Raw genomic sequence first — 16,767 nt, forward strand, 5'->3', positions numbered from 1 at the left:
GGTTTAGTGGGTTCCAGTTGCATGGGCGATCAGCAGTTCTTCAGTGAGCTGGTCCTGCGCCAACTCGGCCGCCATCCGGCCCTGGCGCATGACGATGACGCGGTGGCACAGGCCTATGAGCTCGAGCAGCTCGGACGAGACGATGACGATGGCGCGGCCCTCGTCGGCCAGGCGCCGGATCAGGAAATAGATGTCGCGCTTGGCGCCCACATCGACGCCGCGCGTGGGCTCGTCGAGCACCACGACCTGCGGCTGCGGCTGCAGCACGCGGGCCAGTGCGAGCTTTTGCTGGTTGCCGCCGGACAGCGCCGATGCCGGCACGCCGGCCGCCGCGCGTATGCCGAAGGCTTCGCTCGCCTGCTTCAGGGCCTCGCGCTCCGCCGCGGGGTCCAGCCAGGGCTTGGCGTAGCGCTCCAGCGCCATCAGCGTGAGGTTCTCGGGCACACCCATGCGCAGGTGCAGGCCGCGGCTCTTGCGGTCCTCGCTGAGGTAGGTCAGCCCCAGGCGCGCGGCCGAGCGCGGGCTGCGCCGCGTCCACGGGCGGCCCGCGATGTCCACGGCCGCGCAGCTCGCGGGGCGCAGGCCCAGCAGGCCTTCGAAAAGTTCGGTGCGCCCGGCGCCGACCAGTCCGGCGAAACCCAGGATCTCACCGGCCCGCACCTCAAAGCCCACGTCCTGCGCCCAGCCGGGCACCTGCAGGCCCTGCACCTTCAGCAGCACCTGCGCGCCCTCGGGCACAGGCTGCCGCGGCGGAAACAGGTCGCTCAGCTCACGGCCCACCATGAGGCTGGCCATCTGGTGCCGGGTCACGCTGCCGGTGAGCCGCTGCGCCACCAGGCGGCCGTCGCGCATGACCAGTACTTCGTCGGTGATGCGCTCGACCTCGTCCAGCTTGTGCGAGATGTACAGCACCGTGGCGCCCTGCCCGCGCAGCTGGGCGATCAGGCCGAACAGCCTGTCTGTCTCCGACGGCGTAAGCGTGGCGGTGGGTTCATCCATCACCAGCACGCGGGCATTGCGGCTCAGCGCCTTGGCGATCTCCACCAGTTGCTTCTCGGCCACGATCAGGTCGCGCACACGCCGGCCTGGGCTGCAATCGAGCCCCACCGAACGCATGGCGGCTTCTGCGCGGCGCGCCATTTCGCCTTCGTCCAGAAAACCGTGGCGCGTCAGCTCGTGCCCGAGGAAGATGTTCTGGGCGATGGTCAGGTCGTCGGCCAGGTTGAACTCCTGGTGGATCATCACGATGCCTTCGGCCTCGGCGTCGCGCGGGCCCCTGAAGCTCACGGCCTGCCCGCCTATCTCCACGGAACCCTCGCTGGCGGCTTCATAGCCCGCCAGGATTTTCATCAAGGTGGATTTGCCGGCGCCGTTCTCGCCCAGCACGCCGTAGACGCGGCCGGGCGCAAAAGCGAAGCTCACGCCATGCAGCACCTGCACGGGGCCGAAGCGCTTTGTCACCTGCTGGAAGCCGACGTCCGGGTTCATGGTGTGCGCTCCTGCAGCTGCTTCAGACGACGGGGTCGAAGATCGCGGCGTTCACGCGGTTTTCCAGCCACTCCTGTCGCCCGCTCACGGGCCGGGGCCGGAGGTCCTGGACGAAAGCGTATTCCGCCACCTCGCTGAGCTTCATGTCCCCGCCCAGGATGCCGCGGCCCAGGTCGCCGTCCCAGCGGGCGTAGCGTTCGGCGCGAAAGCGCTCGAGCTCACCGGCCTCCACGAGCCGCGCGGCGCTCTTGAGCGCCAGGGCCAGCGCGTCGATGGCGCCGGCGTGCCCATGCAGGATGTCCACGGGGTCCATGCTCTGGCGGCGCACCTTGGCGTCGAAGTTGAAGCCGCCGCTGCCCACGCCGCCCGCGCGCAGGATCTCGTACATCGCCAGCGTGAGGTCTTCCACGCTGTTGGGGAACTGGTCGGTGTCCCAACCGTTCTGCGGGTCGCCCCGGTTGGCGTCTATGCTGCCGAAGATGCCCAGCGCGGCGGCCGTGGCGATCTCGTGCTGGAAGCTGTGGCCCGCCAGCGTGGCGTGGTTGGCCTCGATGTTCAGCTTGATCTCATGCTCCAGGCCGAAGTCCTTGAGGAAACCGTAGACCGTGGCGCTGTCGTAGTCGTACTGGTGCTTGGTGGGCTCCAGCGGCTTGGGCTCAATCAGCAGCTGGCCCTGAAAGCCTATCCTGTGCTTGTGCTCCACCACCATCTGCATGAAGCGGCCCAGCTGGCGCCGCTCGCGCCGCAGGTCGGTGTTGAGCAGCGTGTCATAGCCTTCACGCCCGCCCCACATCACGTAGTTCGCGCCGCCCAGGCGATGCGTGGCATTGAGCGCGCTGAAGACCTGCGTCGCCGCGTAGGCGAAGACTTCGGGGTCGGGATTGCTCGCGGCGCCGGCGGCGTAGCGCGGATGGCTGAACAGGTTGGCCGTGCCCCACAGCAGCGCTATCCCCGTTTCCTGCTGTTTTTGCGCCAGCACGTCCACCATGGCCGACAGGTTGCTGCGGTAGTCCGCCAGGCTTGCGCCCTCGGGTGCCACGTCGGTGTCGTGAAAGGTGTAAAAGGGCACGCCCAGCCGCGAGATCAGGCCGAAGGCGGCGTCGGCCTTCCTGCGCGCCAGTGTCAGCTCGTCACCGGGCACATGCCAGGGCCTCGCGAAGGTCGCCTGGCCGAACACGTCGTTGCCGGGCCACACAAAGGTATGCCAATAACAGACGGCCAGGCGCAGATGCTGCTCCATGGTCTTGCCCAGTACACGCGCCTTGGCGTCGTAGTGGCGGTAGGCCAGCGGACTCGTGGACTGAGGGCCCTCGTAGCGGACCTGGGGAAGGGATTCGAAGGAAGTCATGTCTGCCCGGATGAAGCAAAGAGGCGATGCTAGTCCTTGCGACGCCGCGAAAGGTTGCGAATTTGGCGAGCGCTGTTTGCGATATTTCTTTCTGCATTGCAGCAATTGGTGCAAATGCCTGCAAGTCGCGATGCAGGAGTCTGTTCGATGTCTACACGGGGCCGTCAGCCGGGCAACAGCGCGTGGAAGCCGGCGCCGGCAATTGCAAGGTAGCATGAATAGAGTGACGTCGTCGCCGTAATGAACAACCTGTTACCTCGGGGGCCGCCAAACTCGAGGTTGGCCACCGGCTCGGGAATCAGGATCTTGCCAAGCAGCTCGCCCTGCGGCGTGAAGCAATGCACTCCGTCGCCGGCGCTGGTCCACACATTGCCGAGAACATCCACGCGCAGCCCGTCCGGTATGCCGGCATCCACCGTTGCGAACACTTCGCCGCCCTGCAACCGGCCATCACTCACCTGGAACGAACGGATATGGCGCGGTCCTTCGGCATCGTGCGAGGCGCCGGAGTCCGCGATGTACAGCCGCTTGCCGTCGGGCGAAAAAGCCAGCCCGTTCGGTTGCACGAAGTCGGTCACGACCGCCTCCACGCGTCCGCTGGCGGGATCAATGCGGAACACATACCTGCCTCCATACTCGGGCTCGGCCGCGTAGCCCTCATAGTCGGAAAGAATGCCGTAGGTCGGATCCGAGAACCACACCGCTCCATCGGGCCCGGCCACCAGGTCGTTGGGCGAGTTGAGCTTCTTGCCTTCGAACGAGGACGCGAGCACCGTGCGCCGCCCATCGTGCCCGGTGCGGCTGACACTGCGCGTGCCGTGCTCGCAGCTGAGCAGGCGGCCCTGCCCGTCGCGTGTGTTGCCGTTGGTGAAGTTGGAGGGCTTGCGAAACTCCAGCACGCACCCGGGCCCGGCGCCGTCGGGCACCCACCTCAGCATGCGGTTGTTGGGGATGTCGCTGAACAGCAGGAAATCGCCGCCGGGAAAATACACCGGCCCTTCGGCCCAGCGGGCGCCGGTATAGAGCTTCTCGACAAAGGCATTCGGGGGCGCCAGGCTGCGAAAGCGTGCGTCGTGCAGGCGGAAGTCACCGCGAATGCCGTAGTGTTCACCCATGCCCATTTCACTTGACCTCACTTCATTCCGTTTCATCTCACCTTGGCCGATCTTCCATACAGTAACAGCATGGCCAGTATGAGAGCACCATAAATGATCTGGCGGCCCGCCTCGGGCAGCTGCAAAACCGCCAGCATGCTTTGCAACAGCACGATGAACACGACGCCGGCGACCGTGCCTAGGTAGCTGCCGCGCCCGCCCAGGATGTTGGTGCCGCCCAGCACCACGGCCGCGATCGCCGGCAGCAGATAAGGGTCGCCCATGGCCTGGTAAGCGTTGCCCGAATACCCGGCCAGCATCACCCCCGCGAACGCCGACAGCATGCCGCAGGCGACGAAACAGGCGATCGTCATCCTGGCGGTGCGCACGCCGCTGAGGTAGGCGGCGCGCTCGCTGTTGCCGATCACGTAGACATAACGGCCGGCTGCCGTGCGCGTCAGCAGCAGGTACACCAGCAGCGAGACGGCCGCCCAGGCCAGCACCGCGTTGGGCAGGCCCAGGGTCCTGCCCACGGCCAGCTCACGCATCAGCGGCGTAGCGGCATCCTGCGGCGCATGGCCGCCGGTGTACAGCACCATCAGCCCCTGCAGCACGGCGTTGGCGCCCAGCGTGAAGATCATCGAGGGGATGCGCAGCAGCGCCACGCCCAAGCCGTTGACCAGGCCGACCAACGCGCCGCAGAGGAGGCCGGCCGGGATGGCCCACCCGGCCCCATAGGCCGACCCCGCGGCGGCGGCCATCATGGCGCCGGTGGTGACGGTCCAGGGCACCGACAGGTCGATGTGGCCCAGCAGGATGACGGCCATCAGCCCCGCCGCGGCAAGCCCGAGGAAAGCGGCGATCTGCAGCTGCTGCAGCAGGTAGACGGGCATCAGGAAGTTGCGGTTCACGGCGCTGCCGGCCAGCAACAGCAAGAGGCAGCACAGCCCCACCACGGCGGGCGGGTTCAGCAGCAGGCGCTGCACGGGGTTCCTGCTGACCCCGGACGAAGGCTGCGCGGTCAGCTCGGTGGCGCTCATCAGAACAGCTCCAGGCGGTTTCTGACGCGCAGCACGCGCGCCGCGCCCATGCACACAGCGGCCAGCAGGATCAGGCCCTCAAAAAGGGGCTGCCAAAGCGCCGGCGCATTGAAGACGAACAGCAGGTCGCCTATGGTGCGCAGCACGAAGGCGCCCAGGATGGAGCCGACCATTCCGCCGGTGCCGCCGTACAGGGATGTGCCGCCTATCACAACCGCCGCGATCGAATTGAGGGTGTACAAGCCGGCCTGCGGGCCGCTGGCCTCGCCCGACAGCGCGATCAGGGACAGCAGCAGCCCGGCCACACCCGACAGCAGGCCGGCGACGGTATAGGCCAGGAACTTGGCGCGCTCCGACGGAACGCCGGAAAGGTAGGCCGCCTGCTCCGAGGACCCGACGGCATAACATGCGCGGCCCGTCACCGTCCGCTTCAAAGGCATCCACCCCAGCACGACAAGCACGGCCAGCAGCACCATGGTGCTGGGGATCACCCCGAACAGCCGGCCGGTCAGCGCGTCCGACAGCCCTTCGCTGACCTCCCCGCCCGGCGCGGGCCGCAGCAGCAGGGCAAAGCCGAAATAGACCGCGCCGGTGGCGAGCGTGACGATGATGGGCTGCAGGCGCCCGAACACCACGATGGCGCCGTTGAGGGCGCCGGCCGCCGCGCCGCAGGCGAGCACCAGCACGATGCCCAGCGCCACCTGCCAGGGCGCCCCGTTCACGACCGTGGAGGCGAGGCAGCCGGTCAGCACCATGACCATGCCGACGGAGAGATCCAGCCCCCGGGTGATGACGGGCAGGGTCTGCGCCATCGCCACGATGGCCAGCAGCACCGCCTTGTTGGATGCGGTGGTCACGATGGCCACGGAAATCGAGCGCGGGTGCTCCACCAGGAACAGCGCGAACATCACGATGAACACCGCCAGCGCGGCCAGCGGCCCGCCGTTGCGCCGCAATGCCATGCGCCATTCGCCGCGCCGGCTCATACGGTGGCGGCCTCCCGGCCGCCGGACGAGACGTTGAGCGAGGAGGCCACGATCGCGTGCTCGCTGATGGCGTCGCCGGCCAGTGTGCGGGCGATCCGGCCCTCGTACATGATGAGCACGCGGTCGGCCAGGCCTATGAGCTCCTCATAGTCGGTGGAATACAGCAGCACGGCCACACCCTGGGCGGCCAGCTCGCGCAGCAGCGCATACAGCTCCTGTTTGGTGGCCACGTCGATGCCGCGGGTCGGGTCGTTGAGCAGCAGCACGCGCGGCTGGGCCATCAGCCATTTGGCGATCACCACCTTCTGCTGGTTGCCGCCCGACAGGGTCTGCACCGGGTCTTGCGCGGAGCCTATCTTGATGCTCAGCTGCTCCACCATGCGCGCCACGGCGGATTCCTCCGCCGCCGCGCTGAGCATGCCCAGGCGCCCGAGCGCCGGCAAGTTGACCAGGCTCATGTTCTCGCGGATGCTCATGGGCAGGATCAGCCCCTCGGTCTTGCGGTCCTCGGGGATCAGCGCGATGCCCAGCTCCGGGCCCTTGCAGACATGCGGCGCCAGGTCGCGGCGCAACTGGCCGAATACCTGCACCTGGCCCTGCACACCCTTGAGCACGCCGAACAGCGCCAGCAGCAACTCCCGCTGCCCCTGCCCGTCCAGCCCTCCCAGCCCGACGATCTCTCCGGCCTTGATCTCCAGCGAGACGTCGTGCAGCGCGGGGGGCCAGCCCAGGCCCTGCACGCTGATGGCGGGCTGGGCCCAGGGCGCGGGGCCGGTTTTCGGCGGATAGGTCTTGGCGACGTCGCGGCCTATCATCAGTTGCACCACCTGCGCATCGGATCGGGTGCCGCCGGCGAAGCTGTCCACGCGCCGGCCGCTGCGAAACACCGAGCAGGTGTCGGCCAGCGCCTTGACTTCGTGCATGCGGTGCGAGATGAACAGGATGCCCGCGCCGCGCGCGCGCAACTCGAACAGCAGCGTGTAGAGCCGTTCCACGTCCTCGCTGCTCAGCGCGGAAGTCGCCTCATCCAGGATCAGCAGGCGTGGCTGCAGGCTCAGCGCCTTGGCGATCTCGATCAGCTGGCGGCGCGAAAGCGGCAGGTCCCGCACGCGCTCCCTGGGGTGGATGTCGCCGCACCCCAGCATGGCCAGCAGCGCGGCGGCCTGCTCCTGCTGCGCCTTCGCGTCGATCAGCCCGCGCCGGCGCGGCGGCCGCGACAGGAAGATGTTCTCGGCCACCGAGAGGTCAGGCACCAGGGACAGCTCCTGGAACACACAGGCGATCCCATGGTCGCGGGCGACGTTGGGTGAAGCCAGGCGCAGCTCCACGCCTTCCATGAGGATGCGCCCGGCGTCGGGCTGCACCACCCCGGCGATGACCTTGATGAGGGTGGACTTGCCCGCGCCGTTTTCTCCCAGAACGGCGTGGATCTCGCCGGCATGGCAAGCGAGATCCGCGCCGTCCAGCGCACGCACGCCCGCGTAGCGCTTGGAGATGTCCTGGAGCTGCAGCAAGGTCTGGGGCACGGCGCGTTCCTTCAGGTCCTTCAGGTCCTTCAGGTGTTGCCCTCGCTCTGCTTCATGATGTCCGGCGCCGTGATGTTGATGTTGCACGGCGGGAACTCATTGGCCACGTAGAAGGTGTCCGGCAGCTCGGGATAGAAGTTTTTGCCCGGTGCCATCTGCGGGTATTCCACGTAGGGAATGGGCACCGAGATGTACTGGGGCAGCTTCTGCCCTTGCAGCGCGGCGACGGCCGCCTTCAGCGCCACGGCCACCAGGCCGGGGGACTGCGCGGCCGAAGCGCCCTTGAGCCCGTCCTTGTGGTGCGCGTAGACCATCTTGCGAAAACCGTTCTCTCCTTCAGCGCCTATCGGCACGAAAGGATGCTTGGCCTCGATGAGCGCGCGAACCGTGCCGTTGGAGCCGGCCTGGGTGTAGATGCCGTTGAACCGTCCGTGCACGGCGATGGCGTCCGCCGCCACTTTCTGGGAAGTGCCGTCATCCCAGTTGCCGACCACCTCGACGATCTGCACGCCCTTGTGCTTTTCCATGATCTCGCGAAAGCCCAGGTGCCGGTCGCGGTCGACCGAGTTTCCCGGCAGCCCGCGGATCTCGAGCACCTTGCCGCTGGTGACCCCGTTCTTCTCCAGCCAGCGTCCCATGAGGCGGCCCATTTCGAACTGGTCCTCGTTGACCTGGATGACCTCGTCGGTGTCCAGCACGTTGTCGAAGGGGATCAGGACCACACCCGCATCCTTGGCGCGTTTGATCACCGGTTTGAAGGAGGTGGGCGACACCGCGATGGTGAGGATGGCGTCGAAGCCCGCATTGATGAAGTTGTCGATGGCGCCCAGCTGCGCGGCGACGTCAGTGCCGGTGGAGACCACCTTCAGCTCCTTGATGTGCGGCTTGATCTCGGGTGTCGCCGCGTAGGCCTTGAGCGACTTGATCATCTGGATGCGCCAGCTGTTTCCCGCATAGCCGTTGGCCAGGGCAATGCGGTAGGGGCCCTTGCGGGCCGGATACTGGATGGTCTTGGTGCTGGCGGAAAAGGGCTTGAAGCAGCCGGGCTCATAGGTCTGCGCCGCCGCCGTTCCCGCGATGCCGGCCAGTGCTGCGCCCGCGCCAGCGGCAAGAAGGTCTCGTCTCGTATGCATGGTTGTCTCCTGATCGTTATTTGCCGGCCTGGCGGCGGCATGGGCGCGATCGCTAAATCGCGCGGCTTGGTCGTAGTGAGCGGCGACTCCCAGGCCAATCGCTTTTGTCACCCTACGAATGGCAAAACCGTTTCGCTGATTCGCTAACCAGTTGGTCAATTTCAATTAGTACTTGCGGTTGGGAAATTCCTTGGCCGCGACTTCGGCGGGAAACACACCCTCTATCGTCTTGATCCAGCGCGGCAGGGTCTGGCCGGCGGCGGCCTTGGCCGCGGCTTCCATCAGCTGCGGGCCCAGGAGCGGGTTGCATTCCACGCTCACGTTCATCTTGCCGGCGATCATGGCTTCGAAGGCGCCCTTGACGGCGGCGACGCCGATGACGAGGATGTCCTTGCCGGGTTTGAGGCCCGCCTCCTCGATCGCCTGGATCGCGCCTATGGCCATGTCGTCGTTGTGCGCGTAGAGGACATTGATCTTTTTGCCCTCGGCCTTCAGGAAGGCCTCCATCACTTCCTTGCCTTTGGCGCGCGTGAAGTCGCCGGTCTGGGAGCGGATGACCTTGTAGCGCGCATTCCCCTTGAGGACTTCGTCGAAGCCTTTCTTGCGGTCTATGGCCGGGTCCGAGCCGACCGTCCCCTGCAGCTCGACGATGTTGACCGTCCCCGTGGTGTTCTTCGTGTTGTCGAGGAGCCACTGCGCCGCGCGGCGGCCTTCCTCCACGAAGTCGGAGCCTATGAAGGTGGTCCAGGTGGACGTGTCCTTCACCACCACGTTGCGGCTTTCCAGGATCACGGGAATCTTCGCGGCCTTGGCTTCCTTGAGCACCGTGTCCCAGCCTGTGGTGACCAGTGGCGCGAGGATGATGACGTCCACCTTCTGGGTGATGAAAGACCGGATGGCCTTGATCTGGTTCTCCTGCTTTTGCTGCGCGTCGGAAAACTTCAGTTCATGGCCGGCCGCTTTGGCCGCGGCCTTGACCGACTCGGTATTGGCCGTCCGCCATTCGCTTTCGGCGCCCGTCTGGGCAAACCCGATCACCAGTTTCTTGCCGGCGGCTTGGGCGCGGGCCAACGGGCTCCATGCCGCCGCCAGGCCGGCGCCGGCCAGAATTACCGTGAAGGTGCGTCGCTGAAGCTGTCTCATGTCCTGTCTCCTCAAGTTGATTTTTCGAATCGCGCCGCCACTCCATGCTTTCAGCTCCTCCCGGTGCGGCGGCGGGAGCAGCGGTGTTGCTATCCGGGATACCAGACGACGCGGGGCTCGTCGGCGGGGCGCTGGTAGGCCCACGCGGCCTCCACGAGCCGCGCCATGTCGTAGCGGGGCCGCCAGTCCAGAAGGAATTTCGCCTTGCTGTTGTCCAGCCATGTCGAGTGGTAGGGCGTGCGCAGCGGAACCAGCGGCACACCGCGGGTGCGCGCCAGGTAGTCGCCCAGGACTCCGTAATCGACGGGCTCGTCCATGCAGATGTTCATCCGCTGGTGCCGGGCCCGCGGCGCATCGAGCGCCAGCAAAAGCGCTTCCACGAGGTCGTCCACATGCACGAAGTTGCGCTTGACCGGCTCGCCTTGTGGATCCAGCATGACCGGAACGGCCCCGGACGCGCGGTATTCGCGCGCCTTGTCCGTCCCCACCAGTTCATGCCAGCGCGGGCCGCCGAAGACGTCGTCGCCGAAAGACAGGGCGTAACGGAAGTCGTCTTTTTCCATGATCCAGGGCGCGCGCAGGCAGCAGCTGCTCAGCCCGTACTGGACCTGGTATTGCTCCAGCATGACTTCCTCCAGCACCTTGGACAGGGCATAACACCCCGGGTAGGCGCTGTGCGGCTGGCTCTCGACGACGGGAACGCTGTGCGGATAGTAGAAATGGCCTACCGCGGCATCACCGCCCACGAGCAGGAACTGCCGGAATGTCTTGCTGGCGCGGCACTCCTCGAGCAGCCAGAACATTCCCTTGACCGCCACATCCATCACCTCGTCGGGCGTCTCCTTGCTGGTGGCAAGGTGCAGCACGTGCGTGGAGCCCTCCAATGCGCGGCGGACGTCGGCGCGATGCTGGATGGAGCCTTTCACCGATTCGACGCGAGGATGCGGCGGCAAGGCCCGGTTATGGCACAGCGCGCGAATTCCGAACCTGTCGTAGCGCGCATCGCCCAGCAGGCGGTCCATGAATGCGCGTCCGACTTTGCCGGTCGCGCCCGTCACCAGGATGAGATCGCGCGCGGCCGGAGCGTTCATGTCCAGCCACCATCGACGACCAGGTCATGCGCAGTGATCATGCTGCTGTCGTCGGAAGCGAGAAAGAGCACGGCGCGCGCGAGGTCCGCGGGTGCAAGTTCGCCGGGCAGGCATTGCGCTTTGGCCAGTTCGACCTTCGCTTGCGGCGTCACCCACAGCCGGATCTGCTTTTCGGTCATCACCCATCCCGGGACAACCGTGTTGACGCGGATGCGATGGGCGCCGAAGTCGCGCGCCAGGCTTCTGGTGAGCCCCTGGACCGCGGACTTGCAGGTGGTGTACACGGGCATGCCGCCCGTCTTGACCATCCAGCTCACGGAGCCGAAATTGATGATCGAGCCCCCGCCCAGGGCTTTCATGTCCTTGAAAACTTCCTGCGCGGCGAAAAAGTAGTGCTTGAGGTTGACCGCCACGCCGCTGTCCCAGGACTCGGGCGTTGTCTCTTCAATGAGATGGCGCTGGTCATTCGCCGCGTTGTTCACCAGCACCTGGATAGGGCCTATGCGCTGGCGCAGCGTGCCGATGGCGCTGCGCAGGCGGGGCGTGTCGGTGACGTCGCATTCCTCGAAATGGACGCCGTGCAGGCCTTCGCGCGCCAGCCGGGCTTGTAAGGCCAGGGCTCCCTCGGTATCGATGTCCACAAACCCCACTTTGGCGCCTTGCGCGGCGAAATGTTCCACCAGGGACGCGCCTATCCCGGTCGCGCCACCAGAGATGAACACGCTCTTGCCCTTGAGACTCGGATAGCGGGTTTGCTCAGTCATCGAGTTCCTCGTTGCTTGCCCGGAAACCGTTGGCATTTCGCGCACACGAAAAAGCGGCGTCTTCGTGCGTCGACGCCCGCGGATCCGGCTCGCGATGCCACGCGATGGGGCCCGGACGGTACCCGCATCACGATCAGCAGAGTGGCGATGCTAGCGGGCGCGCCTGCGCGGCAGCTTGCGAAATTGCCGAGCGCGGCTTATGAAATTTCTTTCTGCATCGCAGCAATCGGCGCAATGTGCCAAGATCGGCCTTCCATGACCAAAAGCCCGACCACGCGCCGGCCCGACCGGACCAGCGGCCCCGCAGTCCTGCGCGTGGCCCTGCTGTTCCACGCCAGCAAGGTCTATGACCGCGAAATCCTCATCGGCATCGGCGACTATGTGAAGCAGACGCGCGTGGCCTGGGACCTGTTCCTGGAGGAGGACTTCCGCTTTCGCCTGGATGGCATCCACGAGTGGGAGGGCGACGGCATCATCGCGGACTACGACGACCCCGCCGTCGCGCGGGCGCTCGCGGGTGCCCATGTGCCGGTCATCGCCATCGGCGGCTCGTACGAGGATCCCGCCTGCTACCCAGGACAGGTCCCCTACGTGGCCACCGACAACCAGCTGCTGGTGGCGCGCGCGCTCGAGCACCTGGTGGAAGCCGGCGTGACGCGCTTCGCCTGCTACAGCCTTCCGGAATCGCCGCTCAACCGCTGGGCGCAGGAACGCGAAAGGGCATTCTCTGCATGGCTGCAGCGCAACGGCGCTTCAGGCGAGATCCACCGCGGACTGGCCACCAGCGCCCCCACCTGGGGGAGCGCCACCAAAAAACTGATCGACTGGCTGGACAGCCTGCCCAAGCCGACAGGCATCGTCGCCGTCACCGACGCGCGCGCGCGCCAGCTGCTGCAGGCCTGCATCGTCGCCAACATCGCGGTGCCCGACGAAGTGGCGATCATCGGCATCGACAACGATACGCTGGGGCAGCACCTCACCCGCATCGAGCTCAGCTCCGTGAGCCAGGGCACGGCCGAGATGGGCCGCCGGGCGGCCCAGCTGCTGCACCAGGCCCTGAGCGGCTCGCCGGTGCGCGGCGCCCGCGTGGTGGTGCCGCCGGCCGAGGTGCACAGCCGGGCGTCGACCGCGCGCGACGTGCAGCACAGCCCGCCGGTGATGCGGGCGCTCTATTACATACGCCAGTACGCCTGCCAGGGCATCAAGACCGAGCAGGTGGCCGAAATGATGGGCATGTCGCGTTCGTCGCTGGAGATGTACTTCCGCCGGGATCTCAAGCGCTCCGTGCACGACCTGATCCTGCAGTGCAAGCTGGAGCACTGCTTTGAACTGTTGGCCCACACGGAAACCGGCATCGCGGAGATAGCGCTGGCCTCAGGCTTTCGCTCGGTGCAATACCTGAACGCCGTGTTCCGGCGCGAGGTCGGGTCAACACCGGCGGTGTGGCGGGAGGCCAGGCAGGCCACGGAAATTCGTTGACCCGTCCATGCTGCACGCCAATACGGGGCCGGGCCTGAACGGTTGCCTGGATAGCCGCGTCAAACCGCACTCACCTTTTAACCAGCGGCCAATCTCAGGCCGCCAAGGCGGTTTCGAGGATAGGCCTTATGTCCCGGCTTCGCATGGCCTCAAATCCGGCTTCTTCTATCGCTTGGCGGCGAGCGTCGTTGAAGATAATGTTGTGGCATTCCTGAACAAGCATTGACGGAGACGCGACGCAGATTCCGGCGCGAATATCCTCTTCAATAATGGTTTCCGGATCAATGTCGGCCACCACGGCTTTGCGATTGGCCAACAGATAAGAAACGCGAACGACTTCAAATATTTTTTTGGCTGTATAGAGATTGATGTTCACGATGACTTTTGATCGCGCAATCAACTCATCCCTCGCCTTCCCATACAGCCCGCACACAAAGACTGACTTGAGCCCGGAATGGCACAGGTGATGGAATGCATCCATACGATCGGGCCCGGGTGCCCCGTACATCAGGACGTCAATGTCCTGGATCGGCGCTTTGGGAATCCGCGTCAGAGGCTCCGCATAACCCACCGGCACGACCCGGCAATCTGCGTTGAGCTTCCTCCACACATCCGCATTCCCTTCGCTGTAATCCCATATTTTGAAGTTCGCCGCGGCGTGCATCAGCGCCGGCTTCAGTAAGGTCGCGCCCCGAATTTGCTCGAAGTTATAAACAATGGTGGAGGGCGGCAGTTTGCTCACCACATCCATCTCAAGCATCTGAGCACCAAAAATGATGTTCGTTGCCGTTTCAGAGAAGGTGTCTACGCCGGACTCCACTGTGTGCCCCAGCTCACGCAGACCCCAAACGACGGACTCAATGACCTCCTGGTAGGCGTGTAAGCCATACGCCCGGCCTTCGCACATGATGTGACTGACGTGGTACTTCAATTGAACTCCTGGTATTGGCGGCTCGGCTGAAATTCATCGCCCCGGCCAAGCCTTCTACCGAAATGCGAGGACGACACTACAGCGGGGCATCTTACAGGCGCTCCATATCCGAAGAGGCGGCGGTACGCCCTGGAATCTGCCAATCCCGCGAACCCCAATGTTGCCGCGGCACATGGGGCCCAGTATCCCAACGCAAGGGAAAGCGGCACACCAAAAGTCAAAAAGCCCTTGATTCCATTAGAAATCAAGGGCTTGCGCATCTGGTGGCCTGGGGCGGAATCGAACCACCGACACAAGGATTTTCAATCCTCTGCTCTACCGACTGAGCTACCGGGCCTGAGCCTTAGATTATATATCACCCGCGAGGGGTGCCCGGCAGGCCGGCCGCAAAAGCTCAGATGCCGCGTTTGCCGCGCGTGAGATCCACGCCCAGCTGCTTCAGTTTGCGGTACAGGTGGGTGCGCTCCAGGCCGGTTTTCTCGGCGACACGGGTCATGGAGCCGCCCTCCTTGGCGAGGTGGAATTCGAAATAGGCTTTCTCGAATTCGTCGCGCGCATCGCGCAGTGGCTTTTCCAGCAGAAAGCTCTGCGTGGCCTGGGGGCCCAGGTCGACGGGGGCCGGCAAGGTGCCGCCGGTCATCACGGCCTCCACCGTGAGGTCGGCCAGGGGCATCGCGGAATTGTTGTTCAGGGCGGCGGGTTTGCGCGGGGAGGCCTTGCTCAGGCCCTGCTCGACGGCCTTGAGCAGTTTTTGCAGCGTGATGGGTTTTTCCAGAAAGGCCATGGCGCCTATCTTGGTGGCCTCGACGGCGGTGTCTATGGTGGCGTGGCCGCTCATCATGATGACGGGCATGCTGAGCAGGCCGCTGGAGGACCACTCCTTGAGCAGGGTCACGCCGTCGGTGTCGGGCATCCAGATGTCCAGCAGCACCAGGTCGGGCCTGGAACGCCCGCGTGCGGCACGGGCCTGGGCCGCGTTTTCTGCGAGCTCGACCTGATGCCCTTCGTCATTGAGAATTTCTGAGAGAAGGTCGCGTATGCCCAGCTCGTCGTCGACCACCAGAATATTTGCCATGATTGAATTGCTGCCTGCCTGTTGTTGCGATGCCGTGCGGATCTTGAAATCGAAGTGTTACTGAATGTGTTGTTAAGCCACAACTGCAAATGATAACGACACTTGCGCCCCCTGCACCGCGCCGTCCACCACACGGTTGGAAATATCGATACGCGCGCCGTGCTCGTCGGCGATTTTTTTGACCACCGCCAGCCCCAGCCCCGTGCCCTTGACCTTGGTGGTGACATAGGGTTCGAAGGCGCGTTTGAGGATGTGCTCGGGGAAACCGGTGCCCTTGTCGCGCACGCTCAGGCGCACGCGTTTGGAGGTTTCGGAGTACTCGGTCTTGAGGGTGACGAGCGCGCCCTCCTTGCCTTCCTGGGCGTCCTGCGCATTTTGCAGCAGGTTGTGGATGACCTGGCGCAGCTGCTGGGCATCACCCTGGATCAGCGGGGCCTTGGGGTCGAGTTCGGTGACGACGGGCACGGCGGCCGCGGCATCGCTGCGCCGCCCGCCATGACCGTCGCTGTGGTTGTCGTGCAGGTAGAGCTGCATGACGTCGGCGACCAGGGCATTGAGGTCCACGGGCTTGAGCTCGGCGGCGGGCAGCCGGGCGTAATCGCGGAACTCGTTGACCAGCCGCTTCATGGCGTCGACCTGGTCCACGATGGTCTTGACGGATTTGGTGAGCAGCTGCTGCTCGGCCTCGCCGACCTTGCCGCTGAGCTTCATTTCCAGGCGCTCGGCCGACAGCTGTATCGGGGTGAGCGGGTTCTTGATCTCATGGGCCAGCCTGCGCGCCACCTCGCCCCAGGCCTGGGCGCGCTGGGCCGAGACCATTTCGGAGATGTCGTCGAACACCAGCAGGAACTCCTCGGTGCCGGGCATCTCGGCGCCGCGCGCGATCAGCGTGATGGCATTGTCGGGCGCGCCGGGCATGGCCGCGTTGAGCTCGAACGACTGCTGCCAGTGCTCCAGCCCGTGCGGCGCGGCGTCGCTGAGGTAGTCGGCGAACTGGGCCAGCACATCCTTGGCGAACACGCCCAGCCCCGGCACCTCGCCAAGCGACTGGCCGTGGTAGGCCGCCAGCGGCGCGCGCAGGATGCGCGTGGCGCCCGGGTTGCTGGACTGGATGCGGCCGCGCACGTCCAGCACGATGACGCCGGCCGTGAGGTTGTCCAGGATGGTCTGCAGGTTGGCGCGCGCCGCGTCGACCTGGCTCATGCTGTGCTGCACCGCCGTGCGGGCGTCGGACAGCTGCTGCGTCATGTCGGCGAAGGAGCGCGTGAGCCCGCCGAGTTCGTCCTTGCCTTGCAGCGCGGCCTTGGGCGTGAGGTCGCCCTGGGCCACCTGGCGCACGCCTTCGGCCAGCACCAGCAGCGGCTTGGCCAGCTGGTTGCCCAGCAGCACCGCCAGCAGCACCGCGCCGAACACAGCGAGGAACAGGCTGAGCGTGAGCGTGCCTATGTACATCTTGCGCAGGCCGCCGCGCGCCAGCGCGCGCTCCTGGTATTCGCGGTTGGCTTCCTGGACGGCGACGGCGTTGGCCACCAGGCCTTCAGGCAGCAGCTGGGTCACCTGCAAAAACCGCGCATCGCCCAGCACATTCACATTCGGGCTGTTGACCACCGCGACGGCCTTGACGCGCGGCGCGTTGCCGGCGTTGACCGGCGGGCCGCTGGCGCCCGCC

The 16,767-nt window shown here is 65.7% G+C and carries 14 protein-coding genes and 1 tRNA gene; 1 reads left to right on the forward strand and 14 read right to left on the reverse strand.

From position 1 onward, the window contains the following. Positions 1–3: 3 nt before the first annotated feature. From PMI15_RS03025 to PMI15_RS03070, 10 genes are all read right to left on the reverse strand, one after another. On the reverse strand, positions 4–1,488 hold the full coding sequence (locus tag PMI15_RS03025; RefSeq protein ID WP_007863523.1) for a sugar ABC transporter ATP-binding protein: 1,485 nt from the start codon (positions 1,486–1,488) through the stop codon (positions 4–6). A 22-nt stretch (positions 1,489–1,510) separates the two neighbouring features. Next, entirely contained in the window at positions 1,511–2,836 is a 1,326-nt protein-coding gene (gene xylA, locus PMI15_RS03030) for a xylose isomerase (protein WP_007863525.1), read from the reverse strand. A 164-nt stretch (positions 2,837–3,000) separates the two neighbouring features. Beyond that, a complete protein-coding gene (locus PMI15_RS03035) occupies positions 3,001–3,957 on the reverse strand; it encodes an SMP-30/gluconolactonase/LRE family protein (RefSeq protein ID WP_007863527.1) in 957 nt (318 codons plus the stop codon). 26 nt (positions 3,958–3,983) lie between these two features. Then, positions 3,984–4,970: an ABC transporter permease gene (locus PMI15_RS03040; RefSeq protein ID WP_007863528.1), complete on the reverse strand. Its 987-nt coding sequence runs from the start codon at positions 4,968–4,970 to the stop codon at positions 3,984–3,986. Then, positions 4,970–5,956, reverse strand: a complete 987-nt coding sequence (locus PMI15_RS03045; protein ID WP_007863531.1) for an ABC transporter permease — start codon at positions 5,954–5,956, stop codon at positions 4,970–4,972. The genes PMI15_RS03040 and PMI15_RS03045 overlap by 1 nt, the downstream gene beginning before the upstream one ends. Next, positions 5,953–7,482 carry a sugar ABC transporter ATP-binding protein gene (locus PMI15_RS03050; RefSeq protein WP_007863533.1) on the reverse strand — a complete coding sequence of 510 codons (1,530 nt, stop codon included), beginning with the start codon at positions 7,480–7,482 and terminating at the stop codon, positions 5,953–5,955. Before PMI15_RS03050 ends, PMI15_RS03045 begins: the two co-directional genes overlap by 4 nt. 29 nt (positions 7,483–7,511) lie before the next feature. After that, positions 7,512–8,615, reverse strand: a complete 1,104-nt coding sequence (locus tag PMI15_RS03055; RefSeq protein WP_007863535.1) for a sugar ABC transporter substrate-binding protein — start codon at positions 8,613–8,615, stop codon at positions 7,512–7,514. A 165-nt stretch (positions 8,616–8,780) separates the two neighbouring features. Beyond that, the gene (locus tag PMI15_RS03060; protein WP_007863536.1) at positions 8,781–9,758 is read right to left on the reverse strand and encodes an ABC transporter substrate-binding protein; all 978 of its coding nucleotides are present in this window, start codon (positions 9,756–9,758) and stop codon (positions 8,781–8,783) included. A gap of 89 nt (positions 9,759–9,847) precedes the next feature. Next, a complete protein-coding gene (locus PMI15_RS03065; protein ID WP_007863538.1) occupies positions 9,848–10,849 on the reverse strand; it encodes an NAD(P)-dependent oxidoreductase in 1,002 nt (333 codons plus the stop codon). Continuing rightward, on the reverse strand, positions 10,846–11,613 hold the full coding sequence (locus tag PMI15_RS03070; protein WP_007863540.1) for an SDR family NAD(P)-dependent oxidoreductase: 768 nt from the start codon (positions 11,611–11,613) through the stop codon (positions 10,846–10,848). Before PMI15_RS03070 ends, PMI15_RS03065 begins: the two co-directional genes overlap by 4 nt. 255 nt (positions 11,614–11,868) lie before the next feature. On the opposite strand from PMI15_RS03070, the gene PMI15_RS03075 reads away from it, so the two are divergent. Next, positions 11,869–13,092, forward strand: a complete 1,224-nt coding sequence (locus PMI15_RS03075) for a DNA-binding transcriptional regulator (RefSeq protein ID WP_007863542.1) — start codon at positions 11,869–11,871, stop codon at positions 13,090–13,092. A 94-nt stretch (positions 13,093–13,186) separates the two neighbouring features. On the opposite strand, the gene PMI15_RS03080 is transcribed toward PMI15_RS03075, so the two are convergent. The 4 genes from PMI15_RS03080 to PMI15_RS03095 form a co-directional block, all read right to left on the reverse strand. Beyond that, on the reverse strand, positions 13,187–14,023 hold the full coding sequence (locus PMI15_RS03080) for a hypothetical protein (RefSeq protein WP_007863543.1): 837 nt from the start codon (positions 14,021–14,023) through the stop codon (positions 13,187–13,189). Between the two features lie 261 nt (positions 14,024–14,284). After that, a tRNA-Phe gene (locus PMI15_RS03085) sits at positions 14,285–14,360 on the reverse strand. A gap of 57 nt (positions 14,361–14,417) precedes the next feature. Continuing rightward, positions 14,418–15,098, reverse strand: a complete 681-nt coding sequence (locus tag PMI15_RS03090; protein ID WP_007863545.1) for a response regulator — start codon at positions 15,096–15,098, stop codon at positions 14,418–14,420. Between the two features lie 72 nt (positions 15,099–15,170). Beyond that, on the reverse strand, positions 15,171–16,767 hold a 1,597-nt coding region (locus tag PMI15_RS03095; RefSeq protein ID WP_007863547.1), incomplete at its 5' end, for a PAS domain-containing sensor histidine kinase.

The sequence above is a fragment of the Polaromonas sp. CF318 genome, from assembly GCF_000282655.1.
Taxonomy (GTDB): Bacteria; Pseudomonadota; Gammaproteobacteria; order Burkholderiales; family Burkholderiaceae_C; genus Polaromonas.

What these genes read in the sequence shown, in the direction of transcription:
- PMI15_RS03025 (WP_007863523.1), bottom strand. Translation starts at nt 1,488, where the DNA reads ATGAACCCGGACGTCGGCTTCCAGCAGGTGACAAAGCGCTTCGGCCCC.
- xylA (WP_007863525.1), bottom strand. Translation starts at nt 2,836, where the DNA reads ATGACTTCCTTCGAATCCCTTCCCCAGGTCCGCTACGAGGGCCCTCAG.
- PMI15_RS03035 (WP_007863527.1), bottom strand. Translation starts at nt 3,957, where the DNA reads ATGGGCATGGGTGAACACTACGGCATTCGCGGTGACTTCCGCCTGCAC.
- PMI15_RS03040 (WP_007863528.1), bottom strand. Translation starts at nt 4,970, where the DNA reads ATGAGCGCCACCGAGCTGACCGCGCAGCCTTCGTCCGGGGTCAGCAGG.
- PMI15_RS03045 (WP_007863531.1), bottom strand. Translation starts at nt 5,956, where the DNA reads ATGAGCCGGCGCGGCGAATGGCGCATGGCATTGCGGCGCAACGGCGGG.
- PMI15_RS03055 (WP_007863535.1), bottom strand. Translation starts at nt 8,615, where the DNA reads ATGCATACGAGACGAGACCTTCTTGCCGCTGGCGCGGGCGCAGCACTG.
- PMI15_RS03060 (WP_007863536.1), bottom strand. Translation starts at nt 9,758, where the DNA reads ATGAGACAGCTTCAGCGACGCACCTTCACGGTAATTCTGGCCGGCGCC.
- PMI15_RS03065 (WP_007863538.1), bottom strand. Translation starts at nt 10,849, where the DNA reads ATGAACGCTCCGGCCGCGCGCGATCTCATCCTGGTGACGGGCGCGACC.
- PMI15_RS03070 (WP_007863540.1), bottom strand. Translation starts at nt 11,613, where the DNA reads ATGACTGAGCAAACCCGCTATCCGAGTCTCAAGGGCAAGAGCGTGTTC.
- PMI15_RS03075 (WP_007863542.1), top strand. Translation starts at nt 11,869, where the DNA reads ATGACCAAAAGCCCGACCACGCGCCGGCCCGACCGGACCAGCGGCCCC.
- PMI15_RS03090 (WP_007863545.1), bottom strand. Translation starts at nt 15,098, where the DNA reads ATGGCAAATATTCTGGTGGTCGACGACGAGCTGGGCATACGCGACCTT.